This window comes from Pseudomonas quebecensis, from assembly GCF_026410085.1.
GTDB classification, from domain to species: Bacteria; Pseudomonadota; Gammaproteobacteria; order Pseudomonadales; family Pseudomonadaceae; genus Aquipseudomonas; species Aquipseudomonas quebecensis.
On record NZ_CP112866.1, the window covers coordinates 4,907,146 to 4,921,959 of the forward strand.

Annotated in this window: 12 protein-coding genes; 2 read left to right on the forward strand and 10 right to left on the reverse strand. The window is 61.8% G+C overall.

Annotated elements, in window-relative coordinates; all coding sequences use genetic code 11:
- Positions 1 to 24: 24 nt before the first annotated feature.
- Both OSC50_RS26320 and OSC50_RS22840 read left to right on the forward strand, forming a co-directional pair.
- Positions 25 to 729, forward strand: a complete 705-nt coding sequence (locus OSC50_RS26320; protein WP_409522919.1) for a methyl-accepting chemotaxis protein — start codon at positions 25 to 27, stop codon at positions 727 to 729.
- 144 nt (positions 730 to 873) lie between these two features.
- Entirely contained in the window at positions 874 to 2,781 is a 1,908-nt protein-coding gene (locus OSC50_RS22840) for a methyl-accepting chemotaxis protein (RefSeq protein ID WP_266245530.1), read from the forward strand.
- A gap of 15 nt (positions 2,782 to 2,796) precedes the next feature.
- Here the strand turns inward: OSC50_RS22840 and OSC50_RS22845 are convergent, their stop codons facing one another.
- The 10 genes from OSC50_RS22845 to hutI all read right to left on the reverse strand — a co-directional run bounded on the left by OSC50_RS22845 (position 2,797) and on the right by hutI (position 14,814).
- Positions 2,797 to 3,531: an amino acid ABC transporter ATP-binding protein gene (locus OSC50_RS22845; protein WP_181080317.1), complete on the reverse strand. Its 735-nt coding sequence runs from the start codon at positions 3,529 to 3,531 to the stop codon at positions 2,797 to 2,799.
- Positions 3,524 to 4,483 carry an amino acid ABC transporter permease gene (locus OSC50_RS22850; RefSeq protein ID WP_181080316.1) on the reverse strand — a complete coding sequence of 320 codons (960 nt, stop codon included), beginning with the start codon at positions 4,481 to 4,483 and terminating at the stop codon, positions 3,524 to 3,526. The genes OSC50_RS22845 and OSC50_RS22850 overlap by 8 nt, the downstream gene beginning before the upstream one ends.
- Before the next feature lie 137 nt (positions 4,484 to 4,620).
- A complete protein-coding gene (locus tag OSC50_RS22855; protein WP_181080315.1) occupies positions 4,621 to 5,418 on the reverse strand; it encodes a transporter substrate-binding domain-containing protein in 798 nt (265 codons plus the stop codon).
- Positions 5,419 to 5,584: 166 nt separating this feature from the next.
- Entirely contained in the window at positions 5,585 to 6,385 is an 801-nt protein-coding gene (locus tag OSC50_RS22860; protein ID WP_253510029.1) for a transporter substrate-binding domain-containing protein, read from the reverse strand.
- Between the two features lie 186 nt (positions 6,386 to 6,571).
- Positions 6,572 to 9,142, reverse strand: a complete 2,571-nt coding sequence (mdoH, locus tag OSC50_RS22865; RefSeq protein ID WP_181080313.1) for a glucans biosynthesis glucosyltransferase MdoH — start codon at positions 9,140 to 9,142, stop codon at positions 6,572 to 6,574.
- A complete protein-coding gene (locus OSC50_RS22870) occupies positions 9,135 to 10,814 on the reverse strand; it encodes a glucan biosynthesis protein G (RefSeq protein WP_219855356.1) in 1,680 nt (559 codons plus the stop codon). The genes mdoH and OSC50_RS22870 overlap by 8 nt, the downstream gene beginning before the upstream one ends.
- A gap of 324 nt (positions 10,815 to 11,138) precedes the next feature.
- Positions 11,139 to 11,576 carry a D-aminoacyl-tRNA deacylase gene (dtd, locus tag OSC50_RS22875; RefSeq protein WP_181080311.1) on the reverse strand — a complete coding sequence of 146 codons (438 nt, stop codon included), beginning with the start codon at positions 11,574 to 11,576 and terminating at the stop codon, positions 11,139 to 11,141.
- Positions 11,573 to 12,544 carry a prolyl aminopeptidase gene (gene pip / locus OSC50_RS22880; RefSeq protein ID WP_181080310.1) on the reverse strand — a complete coding sequence of 324 codons (972 nt, stop codon included), beginning with the start codon at positions 12,542 to 12,544 and terminating at the stop codon, positions 11,573 to 11,575. Before pip ends, dtd begins: the two co-directional genes overlap by 4 nt.
- Before the next feature lie 252 nt (positions 12,545 to 12,796).
- Complete coding sequence (gene hutG, locus OSC50_RS22885; protein ID WP_266245528.1) at positions 12,797 to 13,597, reverse strand: N-formylglutamate deformylase; 801 nt, start codon at positions 13,595 to 13,597, stop codon at positions 12,797 to 12,799.
- 11 nt (positions 13,598 to 13,608) lie between these two features.
- Entirely contained in the window at positions 13,609 to 14,814 is a 1,206-nt protein-coding gene (gene hutI, locus OSC50_RS22890) for an imidazolonepropionase (protein WP_266245527.1), read from the reverse strand.

A 14,814-nucleotide genomic window follows, 5' to 3' on the forward strand; every position in this document is an offset into this window, starting at 1 on the left:
CAGGTGGCCACCGCGATGAACGAGATGGCTGCAACGGTGCAGGAAGTGGCACGCAACGCCGAAGAAGCCTCGGAAGCCGCCGTGGCGGCGGACCAGCAGGCTCGCGAAGGCGACAAAGTCGTCAACGAAGCCATCACGCAGATCGAACGCCTGGCCACCGAGGTGGGCAACTCCACCGAAGCCATGGGCCATCTCAAGCGCGAAAGCGACAAGATCGGCAGCGTGCTCGACGTGATCAAATCCGTGGCCCAGCAAACCAACCTGCTGGCCCTTAATGCGGCCATTGAAGCCGCGCGCGCCGGTGAAGCCGGGCGCGGTTTCGCGGTCGTGGCCGATGAAGTGCGCAGCCTCGCCCAGCGCACCCAGAAGTCCACCGAAGAGATCGAAGAACTGATTGCCGGCCTGCAAAGCGGTACCCAGCAAGTGGCGAGCATCATGGACAACAGCCGTGGCCTTACCGACAGCAGCGTCGAACTGACCCGCCGCGCCGGCAGCGCCCTGGCCAGCATCACGCGCACGGTATCGACAATCCAGGCGATGAACTCGCAGATCGCCACGGCCGCCGAGCAGCAGAGCGCGGTGGCCGAAGAGATCAACCGCAGCGTGCTCAATGTGCGCGACGTGTCCGAGCAAACCTCGGCCGCCAGCGAAGAAACCGCCGCCTCCAGCGCCGAGTTGGCCCGCCTGGGCGTTTACTTGCAGACCCTGGTCGGACGCTTCCGCATCTGATCCGTCCTGCGCGACGGCCGACCCTGGTCGTCACGCAGGGCAAGTTGTGAAATTTCCTACGCGGTTATCAGCCCCTCGGGTCTCCGAATCGATTTAGCGTTTCTTGCGTCGAGAAGCGCTTTTTTCAGATTAGGAGCTCATCCCATGTTTCCTCAACTGATCCGCTTGCTGGTCAATGCCAGCGTCCGCATCAAACTCGCCCTGGGCTTTGCCCAAGTGCTGTTGCTCAGCCTGGTGATTGCGGTGACAGGCTGGCAAGCCCTGAATGCCGCGTTGTTTCGGTCGGGCAACCTGACCGTTCTGGGGCAATTGGCCGTGTCGGCCGAGGCCATGCGTGCCGACCGTATCCTTTATCGAACCCTCAGTGACGCCGCCAGCCTGGGCAAAATGAATGCGCAGATCGCGACTATCGATGAGCACCTGGGCTACTTGTCCCAGAACCTCAAAGACCCCAACGACCTGCAACACATCAGAGAAGCGGAGCGCCTGGTGGCGCTTTTCAAAGAAGAGATCAGCGAGTTGCCCGGCTTGATCGAACACCGTGAAAGTATTCGCCCGCCCCTCAAAAAAGTCTCGCTCCAGGCCAGCGACACCCTCGCGCAACTGGCCAGCGAATTGCCCGACCAGGAGGATCAGAGCGCCCTCGACACCATCGAGGCATTGCGCCAGGCCATGGAACACGCGGAGGATCGCGCCCAGAGCCCGGCCTGGGCCGCCACGTCGTTGCAAGCCTACACCGAGGCCGTCGACCGGACACTGGAGGCGCTGAACGTTGCGCTGACGGCCGTCACCCGCCTGCCGGTGAATTCAACATTGCTCAAAACCGACCTGGACAACTACCGCACCCAGTTGCTCCTGCTCAAGGAGGCCCAGGTCAAGACCGAAACCGTGCAGGACCGATTCGAACAGCAACTGGACCAGTTACTGGAGCACAGCGATCAAGTCAGCCAGGGCCAGACCGCCAAGCGCGACCTGGAGGCGGATCACACCCGCACGCTGCTGGTCAGTGTCACGGCGGCTGCGCTGCTGCTTGGGGGCCTCGCCGCCTGGTGGATTGCGCGGCTGATCACCCTGCCGTTGCGCCAGGCGCTCGCTGCGGCCAATCGCGTTGCCGAGGGCAACCTTAGCCATGATGCCGAGACACAGCGCCAGGATGAGCTGGGCCAATTACAGCACAGCATCCGGCGCATGACCCTCAACCTGCGCGAGCTGATCAGCGGCATTGGCGACAGTGCGCGACAGATCGCCGGCGCGGCCGGGCAGCTCTCCACCGTCACCGAACAGACACGCACCGGGGTGAACAATCAGAAGGAAGAAACCGACCAGGTCGCCACCGCCATGAACCAAATGCTCGCCACCGCCCAGGAAGTCGCCCGGCATGCCGAGCAAGCCTCGCAGGCGGCCAATGAAGCCGACCTGCAGGCCAGCGCCGGTGACAAAGTGGTCGCGCAGGCGATCGAGCAGATCAGCAACCTGGCCAGTGAAATGGAGCTTTCCGGCCAGGCGATGCTGAGGCTGCAGCGGGAAAGCCAGAAGATCGGCAGCGTGCTGGACGTGATCAAGTCGGTGTCGCAGCAGACCAACCTGCTGGCATTAAATGCGGCCATTGAAGCGGCCCGCGCGGGGAGTGCCGGCCAAGGCTTTGCGGTAGTCGCCGATGAAGTGCGCAGCCTGGCCCAACGCACCCAGGAGTCGGCCGAAGAAATCGAAGGCTTGATCCTCGGATTGAACAACGGCACCCAGCAAGTCGCGGACATCATGGACAGCAGTCGCAGCCTGACCGACCACAGCGTGCAGTTGACCCGCGACGCCGGCGAGGCACTGATGGCCATTGCCCGCACGGTGTCGGTCATCCAGGAAATGAACCCGCAGATTGCCGCAGCCGCCGAGGAACAAAGCGCGGTAGCCGAAGAGATCAATCGCAGCGTATTGAAGGTGAGGGACGTATCCGAACAAACCGCCGCCGCCAGCGAAGAGACCGCGGCGGCAAGCGTTCAGTTGACCCGGTTGAGCCTGGATCTGCAGACGCTGATCGACAGATTCAAGCTCTAAACCGGCCTGACAGCACTACAGAACCTGACGCAGGAACGCTTGGGCGCGAGGGTCTTTGGGCGCCTCGAAAAACTCCGCCGGCGCCGCGTCTTCCAGCAACTTGCCGTGGTCGAAAAACAGCACCCGGTCGGCCACTTCGCGGGCAAAGCCCATTTCGTGGGTGACGCAGACCATGGTCATGCCTTCCAGGGCCAGGGTTTTCATCACGTCGAGTACTTCGCCGACCATCTCCGGGTCGAGCGCCGACGTGGGCTCGTCGAACAGCATGACCTTGGGTTCCATCGCCAGCGCACGGGCGATGGCGACGCGCTGCTGCTGGCCGCCGGACAAACGGGACGGAAACTCATTGGCTTTTTGCGCAATACCAACCTTCTCCAGCAGCGCCAGTGCCTTGGCCTCGCGCTCTTGCTTGCCGCGCTTGCGCACAACCTTCTGCGCCAGGCACAGGTTCTCCAGCACTGTCATGTGGGGGAACAGGTTGAAATGCTGGAACACCATACCGACTTCACGGCGGTAGGCATTCACATCGGTTTTCGGGTCGGCCAGTTGCAGGCCGTCGATGCTCACCGAGCCCGAGTCGAATTCTTCCAGGCCATTGAGGCAGCGCAGGAACGTCGATTTGCCGGAGCCGGACGGGCCGATTACCACCAGCACTTCGCCCCTGGCCACCTGGGTGGTGACGTTATCCACCGCGCGCACCACCTGGCCACGGGTGTCGAAGACTTTTACCAGATCGCGGACTTCAATCACTTTGCGCGAGCCTCCGCTCAAGCCGGCTGGCCATTTTCGACAGCGGCAGGTTGATCAGCAGGTACAACCCTGCGACGCAGAACAGGATTTCGAACGGCGAGAACGAGGTGGTGATCACTTCGCGGCCGCTCTTGAGCAGTTCGGTGATGGCGATTACCGACACCAGCGAGGTGTCCTTCACCAGGCTGATAAATTGCCCGGCCAGCGGCGGCAGCACGCGCTTGAACGCCTGCGGCAACACAACGTGGCGCATCGACTGGCTGGCACTCAGGCCCAGGGAGCGTGCGGCTTCGTCCTGGCCACGGGTGATGGACTGCACGCCGGCGCGCACGATTTCCGCCACATAGGCCCCGGTGAACAGCGACAGTGCGGCGATCCCGGCAAACTCGCGGGACAGGTTGAGCACCGTGCCGATAAAGAAATAGAAAATGAAGATCTGTACCAGCAGCGGCGTGCCGCGCACCAATTCGACGTAGAGCGTCGACAGGTCACGCAGGGTCGGGTTGCTGGACAAGCGGCACAGACCGGTCGCCAGGCCAATCGCCAGCCCGAGAATGCCGGACACCACCGACAGCCACAGCGTGGTCCACAAGCCCCACATCAGCGGGCCCAATGCCCAATGCCGGTTTACGCCAATGACATCGCCTTCGGCAACATCGTCACCACGAGCCACGTGCAGGCTATTGTCGGCGACCGTCACCTTTTGCTCGGCGCCTGCGTCATTGCGCAGGGTCACTTCAGCCACGTCGCCTTTGCGGACCAGCTCGATGACGGTGGAGATGTCCGCTGCACGCTCGGCTTGCTCGGCCTGATAAGCGAAGTACTGCGGCACGCGGTTCCAGCGCCATTCGTAGGACATCAACGAGGTGGCGTAGTACAGGGCGCCCGCCAGGCCGACCAGCACGACCACGGTCAGCAGGTGCCAGGGCCATTGGGCTTTTTTCTGTTTCATTTCACTTTCCGGATGTGTGTTGCCTGGCAGGCCGCCATCGTGGGCAAGCCCCACTCCCACAACTTGACCGAGTTCCAACTGTCGACGGTGGGAGCGGGCTTGCCCGCGATGGGCGCTACGCGGTGTTCAGTCAGACCTTATTCCATGTCCTTGAGCCACTCGGAGCTCTTGAACCACTTGTCATGGATGCGATCGTAGGTGCCGTCGTTCCTGATCTGGTGCAAGAAGTTGTTGATGTAGTTGATGCTGTCGTAGTCGCCTTTCTTTAAACCAAATGCCAGAGGCTCGAAGGTGAAGGGTTCTTCCAGGAACACCAGCTTGCCATTGCCGACTTTCTTCTCGGCCACCACGTTATATGGAGCGTCATACACAAAGGCATCGGCCTTGCCGTTGACCACGTCCAGCACGCCTTCCTGCTCGTTGTCGTAGCCATGGTACTTGGCCTTGGCGATCAGCTTTTTGGCGACCATTTCCCCGGTGGTGCCGAGCTTGGAGGTCAGGCGGTATTTCTCGTCGTTCAGGTCTTTGTAGGACTTGATGGTGCCTTCCAGGTCCTTGCGAATCAGCAGGGTCTGGCCGACCACGATGAACGGTTCGCTGAAGTTGAGGCGCAGGTTGCGCTCCTGGGTCAGGGTCATGCCGCTGCCGATCATGTCGAACTTGCCGGTCAGGAAGGCCGGGATGATGCCGTCGTAGCCGGTGGAGACCAGCTCCAGCTTGACGCCCATGGACTTGGCCAGGGCCTTGAGGATGTCGACTTCGAAGCCAATGATCTCGCCGCGCTTGTCCGTCATTTCGAACGGCATATACGTCGGGTCCATGCCCACTTTCAACGTGCCGCGCTTGACCGCATCGTCGATGGCGCCGGCCTGGGCCGCATGGGCGGCAACCAGTGCGGTGACGCCCAGCAGCAGCATCGAAAGATACTTTTTCATCATCAAGTCCCCTGAACCATTCTTATAAGGTCGGCGCGCAAAAGGGCTGCACCATTTCGGGGTGCGATCCTAACCCACTCGCCGCCTGTCACAAAGGTTTCACAGGCAATTGTTGTCGGCGCTTGTCGGAATACCTGCGAGACACCGATATGCAAACCCTCAGCGGTCAGTCGACGCCCACCAGCCAGCCCGTGTCCTTGAACCACTTGTCATGCAGGCGATCGTAGGTGCCGTCCTGGGCCACTTGATTGAGAAAGTGGTTGATCCAGTTGAGGCTGTCGAAATCGCCTTTTTTCAAGCCGAAGGCCAAGGGCTCAAAGGTGAACGGCTGCTCCAGCAGCAATAACCGGCTGTTTTGCATCCGGCTCAGGGCGATCAGGTTGTAGGGCGCGTCGTGGATAAACGCATCGGCGTTTCCGTTGACGACTTGGCGCACGCCCTCCTCCGGGGTGGCAAAGCTGCTCAATCGGGCCGCTGCCAGGAAGCGTTTCGCCGCGACTTCGCCGGTGGTGCCTTCGGTGACAGCGATGCGGTAACCGGCATCGTCCAGATCTTCCACGCTGGTGACTTTGCCGGCCAGGCTTGGGTGCAGCAGCACGGTCTGGCCGACCACGATGAAGGAGTCGCTGAAGTTGAGCTTCAGGTTGCGCTCCTGGGTGACGGTCATGCCGCTGCCGATGATGTCGAATTTTTTCGCCAGCAGCCCCGGCAACAGCTCGGTATACGGCACGGCGACCAGCTCAAGCTCGACGCCCATGGCTTGACTCATTTCCTTGAGCAGGTCGATTTCAAAACCGACGATGCGGCCCTGCTTATCGGTCATTTCAAAAGGAATGTAGGTGGGCGTAGTGCCTACTTTCAGCACGCCCCGCCGCACAGCATCGTCAATGGCGCCCGCCTGCGTCACGCCGTTGTGAATCAACGCGACAGCCCCCATCAGCAACGCCGAACAGTACCTTTTGATCATGAATCCCCCTGTGGCCGAGTCGAATTTGGGGGCGATCCTAACCTACTCACGGGCACGTCAATACGCCCTGGAACCGGGTATTTTGTTTCGAAATAACAAGAGGTTACGGCGATAATAGGCAGGCGGTAAGCGCTGTAGGAAATGCGCTTGAAACACCCCCGAGGTGAGCCCTCGGGGGTGTCTGAATCAGGCTGGTTGGGCCTGGGACGACTGCGGTTGCAACGGCAGCAACGGCGCGTGAGGGTCGGCCTTGATCGAGTCACGCCAGGCGGCGAGCCACTCGGGATGCCCTTCGCTCCAGACCTGCTCGTGCAGGCGAGCCAGGGCCACCGGGTCGCTGAGCAAAGCCACGCGTTCGGCATTGTTGAGGCCGGCGGGACCGACCTTCAAGGCATGACGAACCCGTTCGGCACGCAGGTACTCGATCGGCTCGGCCTGGCCGTGACGCGACGTCGCCAGTGCACAGGCCAGGGCATTCTGCTGCGGGTCGACCACCGAGCGCACGAAGCCGTCGTGCAGCGCGTGCCAACGGTTCTCGTGGGTGTACTTGTCGGTCGACAACAGCGCCTGCGGCGGATTGTATTCCTCAGGAATGAGGAACAGGCTCTCATCGCGGGACTTGATGCCCAGGTTCACCCGGCTGGAGATCACCGACACCGGAATCGACAACATCAGCGAACCGACGATCGGCACCAGCCACCACAGGAAGCTTGGGTTCAACCACACCACCAGCAAGGCCCACAGGAAGCCCAGCAAGGTTTGCGTGCCGTGGCGTTTGAACGCCTCGCCCCACGTGGTGGAGTCGTCATCCCGCTTGGGCGAATTCCAGGTCGCGGCCCAGCCGAGGAAGGCGGCGAGCACGAAACGGGTGTGGAAAATCATCCGCACCGGCGCCAGCAGCATGGAGAACAGCATCTCCAGCAGCATCGACATCGTGACCTTGAACTTGCCGCCGAACTCTTTCGCGCCCTTGGCCCAGATCAGGATGATGCTCAGCAGTTTAGGCAGGAACAGCAGCACGATGGTGGTGGAGAACAGCGCCACCGCCTTGTCCGGATGCCATTGCGGCCACAGCGGGTAAAGCTGGCGCGGCGCCATGAAGTACTGCGGCTCCATCAGGGTGTTTACCGCCAGCAGCGCGGTGGACAGCACCAGGAACAGGAACCACAACGGCGCCGACAGGTAGGACATCACGCCGGTCAGGAACACCGCACGGTGTACCGGGTGCATGCCTTTAACCAGGAACAGACGGAAGTTCATCAGGTTGCCGTGGCACCAGCGACGGTCACGCTTGAGTTCGTCCAGCAGGTTCGGCGGCAGTTCTTCATAGCTGCCCGGCAGGTCGTAGGCAATCCACACGCCCCAGCCGGCACGGCGCATCAGCGCCGCTTCAACGAAGTCGTGGGACAGGATGGACCCGGCGAACGCACCTTTACCCGGCAACGGCGCCAGGGCGCAGTGCTCGATAAACGGCTTCATGCGGATGATAGCGTTGTGACCCCAGTAGTGGGATTCACCCAGCTGCCAGAAGTGCAGGCCGGCAGTGAACAGCGGGCCGTACACGCGGGTGGCGAACTGCTGCATGCGCGCATACAGGGTGTCCATGCCCGACGCACGTGGCGCAGTCTGGATAATCCCGGCATCCGGCGTGGCTTCCATCAGGCGTACCAGGCTGGTCAGGCATTCGCCGCTCATGACGCTGTCGGCGTCGAGCACCACCATGTACTTGTAGTCACCGCCCCATCGACGGCAGAAGTCGTCGAGGTTGCCGCTCTTGCGTTTGACGCGACGACGGCGACGGCGATAGAAGATCTTGCCGAAGCCACCGGCTTCGCGGCACACGTCGAGCCAGGCCTGCTGTTCGGCGATGCAGATGTCGGCGTCGTTACTGTCGCTGAGCACGAAGAAGTCGAAACGGTCCAGGTCACCGGTGGCGGCCACCGATTCGAACGTGGCGCGCAGACCGGCGAATACCCGGGGCACGTCTTCGTTGCAGATCGGCATCACCAACGCGGTACGGGCGTCTTTCGGAATCGGCTCGTCACCGGCACTTTTACCGGAGATCCGGTATTTATCGTGACCGGTGAGCAATTCGAGGAAGCCCATCAGCGCCGTCCAGAAACCGGCCGACACCCAGCAGAACAAAATCCCGAACATGATCAGGATGCTGGTCTGCAGCGCGTAGGGCAGCACTTGGGTCGCGGTCTGCAGCAGGGTCTGGTTGCGGATTTCGTCGAAGTCGACCAGCGACCAGCCCTGGTACGGCATGATGCCTTTCATGTACCAGCCGGCCACGATGGTCTGGCCCAGCATCAGCACCAGCAGGATGTAGCGGCGGATCGAGCCAACGGTGCGCCAGCGCGCGGCCGGCAGTACGCGTTCATCCTTCGGCGGCTTGGGCGGGTTGCTGCGCCCGGTGATGCGACGCCAGCCGCGCACCAGGATATTGGTGCGCCACGGCTCCGGCACTACGCGGGTACGACGGATCGGCGGCGTGGCCTTAAGGCACACGCGACCGGCGGCGTCGACCGCAAGCATTTCCGCGTCCTGCAGCTCTTCGGCGGTGTTGAGCGTCAACCGGCGGCCAACCGACGCCTGTGCGGCGTCGACCGGCGCGTCGAAGGTTGCGGACGACAGGCGTTCGTGCAGTTCGGCGAAGGAGGTGCAGCCCGCCAGTTCGGCGCGCTGCTCTGGGGTCATCGGGAGATGCGCCAGATACTCGGACAGAGTCTCTGGCTGGGCTTGGGAATTACTCATCGGCAGGCAACTGATAGCTCCAGGTTTCGGTCAGGACTTCTTCAGTCTTGATCGGCTCCGGTGTGGCTGGGGCAGCTTCCGGCTGCTTGGCTTCCTTGTCCTTGGCGTCTTTTTTGGCCTGCTTCTCATGTTGCTTGGCCAGGACCTTGTCGGCCTTGAGAACCTGGGTGGACACATGCTCAGGCTCGGCCGGAGCAACGTCCTGCACCAGGGCGGCACGCATTTCGGTCGGCTTGCTCGCGTCCTTGATTTTCATGCGCAGGGTCAGGCGCCAGCCTTTGGTGTGCTCGTTGTAACGCACGCTGTTTTCAACCAGTTCAGCGTTGTCACCCACGCTCACCTGGCTGCGCACGGGCGCATCCGGCAGCAGTTTTTTCAGGGACGGGCCTTCGAAGTCCACCAGGTACGCGACGCTGCCATCCGGCTGACGGATCAGGTTGGATTGCTTCACGTCACCGGTCGAACGCAGGGTCTGCTTGACCCACGCGCTGTCCGGCGAGTGGAACGCGGCGTCGTCGAGGGTCCAGTGCAGGCGGTAGGCGACGTCGAGCGGCTGGCCGACTTCCGGCAGTTTTTCCGGGCTCCAGAACGCAACGATGTTGTCGTTGGTCTCGTCGGCGGTCGGGATCTCAACCAGGTCCACGGAGCCTTTGCCCCAATCGCCTTCAGGTTCGATCCAGGCGCTTGGACGCTTGTCGTAGTTATCGTCCAGGTCTTCGTAGTGGCTGAAGTTGCGGCCACGTTGCAGCAGACCGAAACCACGCGGGTTTTCTACGCTGAAGTTGCTGACCGACAGGTGTTTAGGGTTGTTCAGTGGACGCCAGATCCACTCGCCGTTGCCGGCATGGATCGACAGGCCACTGGAATCATGCAGCTCGCGACGGTAGTTGAGCACCTTGGACGGCTGGTTCGCGCCGAACAGGAACATGCTGGTCAATGGGGCAACGCCCAGCTTGCTGACCTTGTCGCGCAGGTACATCTGGGATTTGACGTCGACCACCGTGTCGGTGCCCGGACGCAGGGTCAGGCGATAGGCGCCGGTCGCGCGTGGCGAGTCCAACAGGGCGAAGATCACCAGGTGCTTGTCACCCGGCTTAGGACGCTCGATCCAGAACTCGGTGAAGCGTGGGAACTCTTCGCCGGACGGCAGCGCGGTGTCGATCGCCATGCCGCGGGCGGACAGGCCATACACCTGATCCTTGCCCACGACGCGGAAGTAGCTGGCGCCGAGCATGGTCATGATTTCGTCTTGCTTGTCGCCCTTGTTGATCGGGTACAGCACACGGAAACCGGCATAACCCAGCTGTTCGGTGGCTTTAGGGTCAAATTTCACGTCGCCGAAGTCAAAACGCGACGGGTCGTATTTGATTTCCTGGACGCTGTCAGCGGTCACTTCGTTGATTTTCACCGGTGTATCGAAGTGCATACCCTGGTGATAGAAGGACAGCTTGAACGGGGTGTTTTGATCGGCCCACTCGGCTTTTTCATTGCGGAAACGAATCTTCTGGTAGTCCGCGAACTTCATTTCGCGGAATTCGTTCGGCAGATTGCTGCGCGGAGCTTCGTATTTCTGCCCAGCCAGCTCTTTTGCCTTGGCCGACACATCATCCAGACTGAATGCCCACAGTTGACCCGCGCCGAACAGGCAAAACAGGGCAGAGCCCGTCACCAGTGCGTTTCGTAACCGTTTGGCAGACAATTTTGGTGCATTACAGGGACTAACAATCACGAGCAACCCTCGCCGAAAACAGATCAAAAAACCAACGGCCAGCTATCTATATGCCAGGTTGGCGAGCATTGTTCCGACTCCCCTGGGTCAAAATGATTCCCCAGTGGATGTCGGACAAGTCTCTACCTAAGTCAAAAATGGACCAAACAACGCTGATCCCCGTAGCGCGCGATTATCTAGTAGCCCGCGAGACAACGCATCAGGGGCAACGAAGTATTTGTAGCGAAATCCTGCGTTTTTAAGCATTAAAAGTCGTTTTCAATACATTCACGTCTGCAGGAGGAAGGTCACAGGGCCATCATTGACCAAATGCACCTGCATATCCGCGCCAAAACGGCCCGAAGCCACCTTGCCATGCAATTGTTGCGCTTGTAACAGCAAGTGATCAAAAAGCGCCGCTCCCAGGGCCGGAGGGGCCGCTGTGGAGAAGCTGGGCCGCAACCCGCTCTTGGTGTCCGCCGCCAGGGTGAACTGCGAGACCAGCAGCAATCCGCCGTCAATGTCCTTGAGCGACAGGTTCATCTTGCCTTCGTCATCGCCGAACACCCGATAGTTCAGCAGCCGGTGCAGCAGCTTGTCGGCGCTTTCGGGCGTATCTGAAGGCTCCACCGCCACCAGCACCAGCAACCCCTGGTCGATGGCACCCACGGTTTCACCCGCCACCTCGACTCGGGCGCCAAGCACCCGCTGCAGCAGGCCCTTCATGCTTCTTCAGGCGGCAGGTCGAGCAAACGCCGGGCCATTTCGCCGGTCGCGCGTACCAGCGCATCCGTGATGCCTGGCTCGGACGCCGCATGGCCCGCCTCGCGGATCACCTGCAGCTCGCTGTTGGGCCACGCCTGGTGTAATTCCCAGGCGTTATCCAACGGGCAGATCATATCGTAGCGCCCGTGGATGATTACGCCAGGCAGGTGCGCGATCTTGTGCATATCGCGAATCAGCTGGTCAGGCTCCAGGAACGAGTGGTTGGTGAAGTAATGGCACTCGATGCGCGCAATCGACAGCGCCCGCTGCGGCTCGGAAAACCGCTCCACATGCTGCGGGCTCGGGCACAGGCCGAGCATGCGCCCTTCCCAGCCGGACCAGGCCTTGGCCGCGTGCATCTGGGCGATCTGGTCATTGCCGGTGAGGCGTTTGTGATACGCCGCGATCATGTCGTGACGCTCGTCGGCCGGGATCGGCGCGATGTAATCCTGCCAGTAATCCGGGAACAGGCGGCTCGCGCCTTCCTGGTAGAACCAGTGAATGTCCTGCGGACGGGCCAGGAAGATGCCGCGCACGATCAGGCCATGCACGCGCTCGGGATGGGTCTGCGCATAGGCCAGCGCCAGGGTCGAGCCCCAGGAACCGCCGAACAGCACCCATTTATCGATGCCCAGGTGCTCGCGGATGCGCTCCATGTCGGCGACCAGGTCCCAGGTGGTGTTGTTCTCCAGGCTGGCGCGCGGCGTAGAGCGACCGCAACCGCGCTGGTCGAAGGTAACGATGCGATACAGGTTGGGATCGAAATAGCAACGGCTTTGGGCATCGCAACCGGCGCCGGGGCCACCATGGATGAATACAACCGGCAAGCCTTCGGGGGAGCCACTTTCATCGACATACAGGGTATGCGTGTCATCGACAGCCAGATCGTGCCGGGCGTAGGGTTTGATCTGCGGGAACCAAGTCTGCATTGCGCGCTCCGTAGGGGTTCGGGTTCATCCCTGGGGGGACGTCTATTATTCTGCCGTCTGGCACTATAAACCCGAATTGTGCAATGAGCATGTCCTTGAGCGCTTAGACCTGTGTCAGCCCTTCGCCCAGCTTAGGAAGGCTTAGCCAGCCATTGGTGGGATAAGTGCCTGGCAGGGTGCTATCCAGGGCAGGCCCCTCCCACGGTTGGGGCTGTATTGGGCTGAGGGCAAGGCCTGCGCTGCAGATCCTGCCTAGCCGTAACGCTTGCGCCCCCAGGCCAGCAGGCCTTCGAGCAACTGTTTCAACACCACCTGCGTCGGCTCGGCCAGGTCGGCGCGGTACTTGAACGGTTCGAACTCCTCCATATAGGTGCTCTGGCACAATTCCAGCTGCACGGCGTGGATATTCTCGGCCGGGTCGCCGTAATGCCGGGTGATATGCCCGCCCTTGAAGCGCCCGTTGAGCACATGGGTGTACTGCGGGTGCCTGGCGCAGATGGCTTCCAATTGGCCGGCCAGTTCCGGGGCGCAGGCCGCGCCGTTGAAGGTGCCGAGGTTGAAGTCCGGCAGTTTGCCGTCGAACAGGTGCGGGATCACCGAGCGAATCGAGTGCGCATCGAACAGCAGCGCATAGCCGAACTCTGCCTTGAGTCGTGCCAGCTCCTCCTGCAGCGCGCGGTGGTAGGGGCCCCAGATTTTCTGCAGGTAGGTCGCCCGTTCTTCCTCGGAGGGTTCCTGGCCTTCCAGAAACAACGGCACGCCATCGAACAGGGTTTTGGGGTACAGGCCGGTGGTGGCGCCGGCATACAGCGGTGTGTCGTCGGACGGTCGGTTCAGATCGATGACAAACCGCGAATACTCCGCCGACAAGGTGCTGGCACCCAATTCCTCGGCAAAGTCATACAGCAAAGGAATATGCCAGTCGGTGTCCGGCAAGCTTTGCGCCTCGGGGATCAACCCGGCCTTTACCGCAGGCGTCAGGCGCAAGCCGGCGTGAGGCATGCTGATCAGCAGCGGTGTGCGGCCTTGTTTGAAGTTCAGAACCTTATCCACAACGGTACTCCTTAGACGATGGCATCGACGCCATGGCGCACGACGCGTTTATCCAGTTCGCCGCCCAGCCAGTAAGCCAGGTCGGCTGGACGGTCGATTTGCCAGGCGACAAAATCCGCGACCTTGCCCACCTCCAGCGAACCGTGGGTGTGGCCCATGCCCAGGGCGGTGGCCGCGTGTTGCGTGGCGCCGGCCAGGGCCTCTTCCGGGGTCATGCGGAACAAGGTGCAGGCCATGTTCAGCATCAGGCGCACAGACAGCGCTGGCGAGGTGCCGGGGTTGAGGTCGCTGGCGATGGCGACTTTCACACCGTGCTTGCGCAGGGCCTCCATGGGCGGCAACTGAGTCTCACGCAGAAAGTAGAATGCCCCCGGCAGCAACACCGCAACGGTGCCGGCGGCGGCCATGGCGATGGCGTCTTCTTCGGTCATAAACTCCAGGTGGTCCGCCGACAATGCGTGATAACGCGCCGCCAGGCTGGAGCCGTGCAGCGAGGACAGTTGTTCGGCGTGCAGCTTCACCGGCAGGCCAAGTTGCTGCGCGACGTCAAACACGCGGGCCACCTGTGCCGGGGAAAATGCCAGGTATTCGCAGAACGCATCCACCGCATCCACCAGCCCTTCGGCCGCCAGGGCCGGCAGCATTTCGCTGCAGATATGCTCGATATAGTCGTCGGTACGGTCCTTGTACTCCGGCGGCAAGGCATGGGCGGCCAGGCAGGTAGCGCGCACGCTCACCGGCAGCGCTTCCCCCAGGCGTCGGGCCACGCGCAGCATCTTGCGCTCGTTGGCCAGGTCCAGGCCGTAGCCGGATTTGATTTCCACCGTGGTCACACCGTCACGCAGCAGACTGCGCAGGCGCTTATGAGCGCTGGCGAACAGTTCATCTTCACTGGCGGCGCGGGTGGCGCGCACGGTGCTGGCGATCCCGCCGCCCTGGGCCGCGATCTCGGCATAGCTCACGCCTTCAAGGCGTTGCTCGAATTCGCCGCTGCGGTTGCCGCCGAACACCGTATGAGTGTGGCAATCGATCAGCCCGGGGGTTACCCACGCGCCTTGCAGGTCGTGGACCTGGGCGTAATCCGCGCTCGGCGCCTGGCTGCGTGGGCCGATCCACTCGATCAGCGAACCGGCGGTGACCATGGCCGCATCCTCGATGATCGAGTACTTGCCCTGGGCCATGGTTGCGACGTGGCAGTGCTGCCAAAGGGTTTTCAT

Excerpts from the sequence above, each read along its gene's own strand:
- OSC50_RS22855 (WP_181080315.1), bottom strand. The coding sequence starts at position 5,418 with ATGAAAAAGTATCTTTCGATGCTGCTGCTGGGCGTCACCGCACTGGTT.
- OSC50_RS22840 (WP_266245530.1), top strand. The coding sequence starts at position 874 with ATGTTTCCTCAACTGATCCGCTTGCTGGTCAATGCCAGCGTCCGCATC.
- OSC50_RS22850 (WP_181080316.1), bottom strand. The coding sequence starts at position 4,483 with ATGAAACAGAAAAAAGCCCAATGGCCCTGGCACCTGCTGACCGTGGTC.
- mdoH (WP_181080313.1), bottom strand. The coding sequence starts at position 9,142 with ATGAGTAATTCCCAAGCCCAGCCAGAGACTCTGTCCGAGTATCTGGCG.
- OSC50_RS26320 (WP_409522919.1), top strand. The coding sequence starts at position 25 with ATGGCTGCAACGGTGCAGGAAGTGGCACGCAACGCCGAAGAAGCCTCG.
- dtd (WP_181080311.1), bottom strand. The coding sequence starts at position 11,576 with ATGAAGGGCCTGCTGCAGCGGGTGCTTGGCGCCCGAGTCGAGGTGGCG.
- OSC50_RS22860 (WP_253510029.1), bottom strand. The coding sequence starts at position 6,385 with ATGATCAAAAGGTACTGTTCGGCGTTGCTGATGGGGGCTGTCGCGTTG.
- hutI (WP_266245527.1), bottom strand. The coding sequence starts at position 14,814 with ATGAAAACCCTTTGGCAGCACTGCCACGTCGCAACCATGGCCCAGGGC.
- pip (WP_181080310.1), bottom strand. The coding sequence starts at position 12,544 with ATGCAGACTTGGTTCCCGCAGATCAAACCCTACGCCCGGCACGATCTG.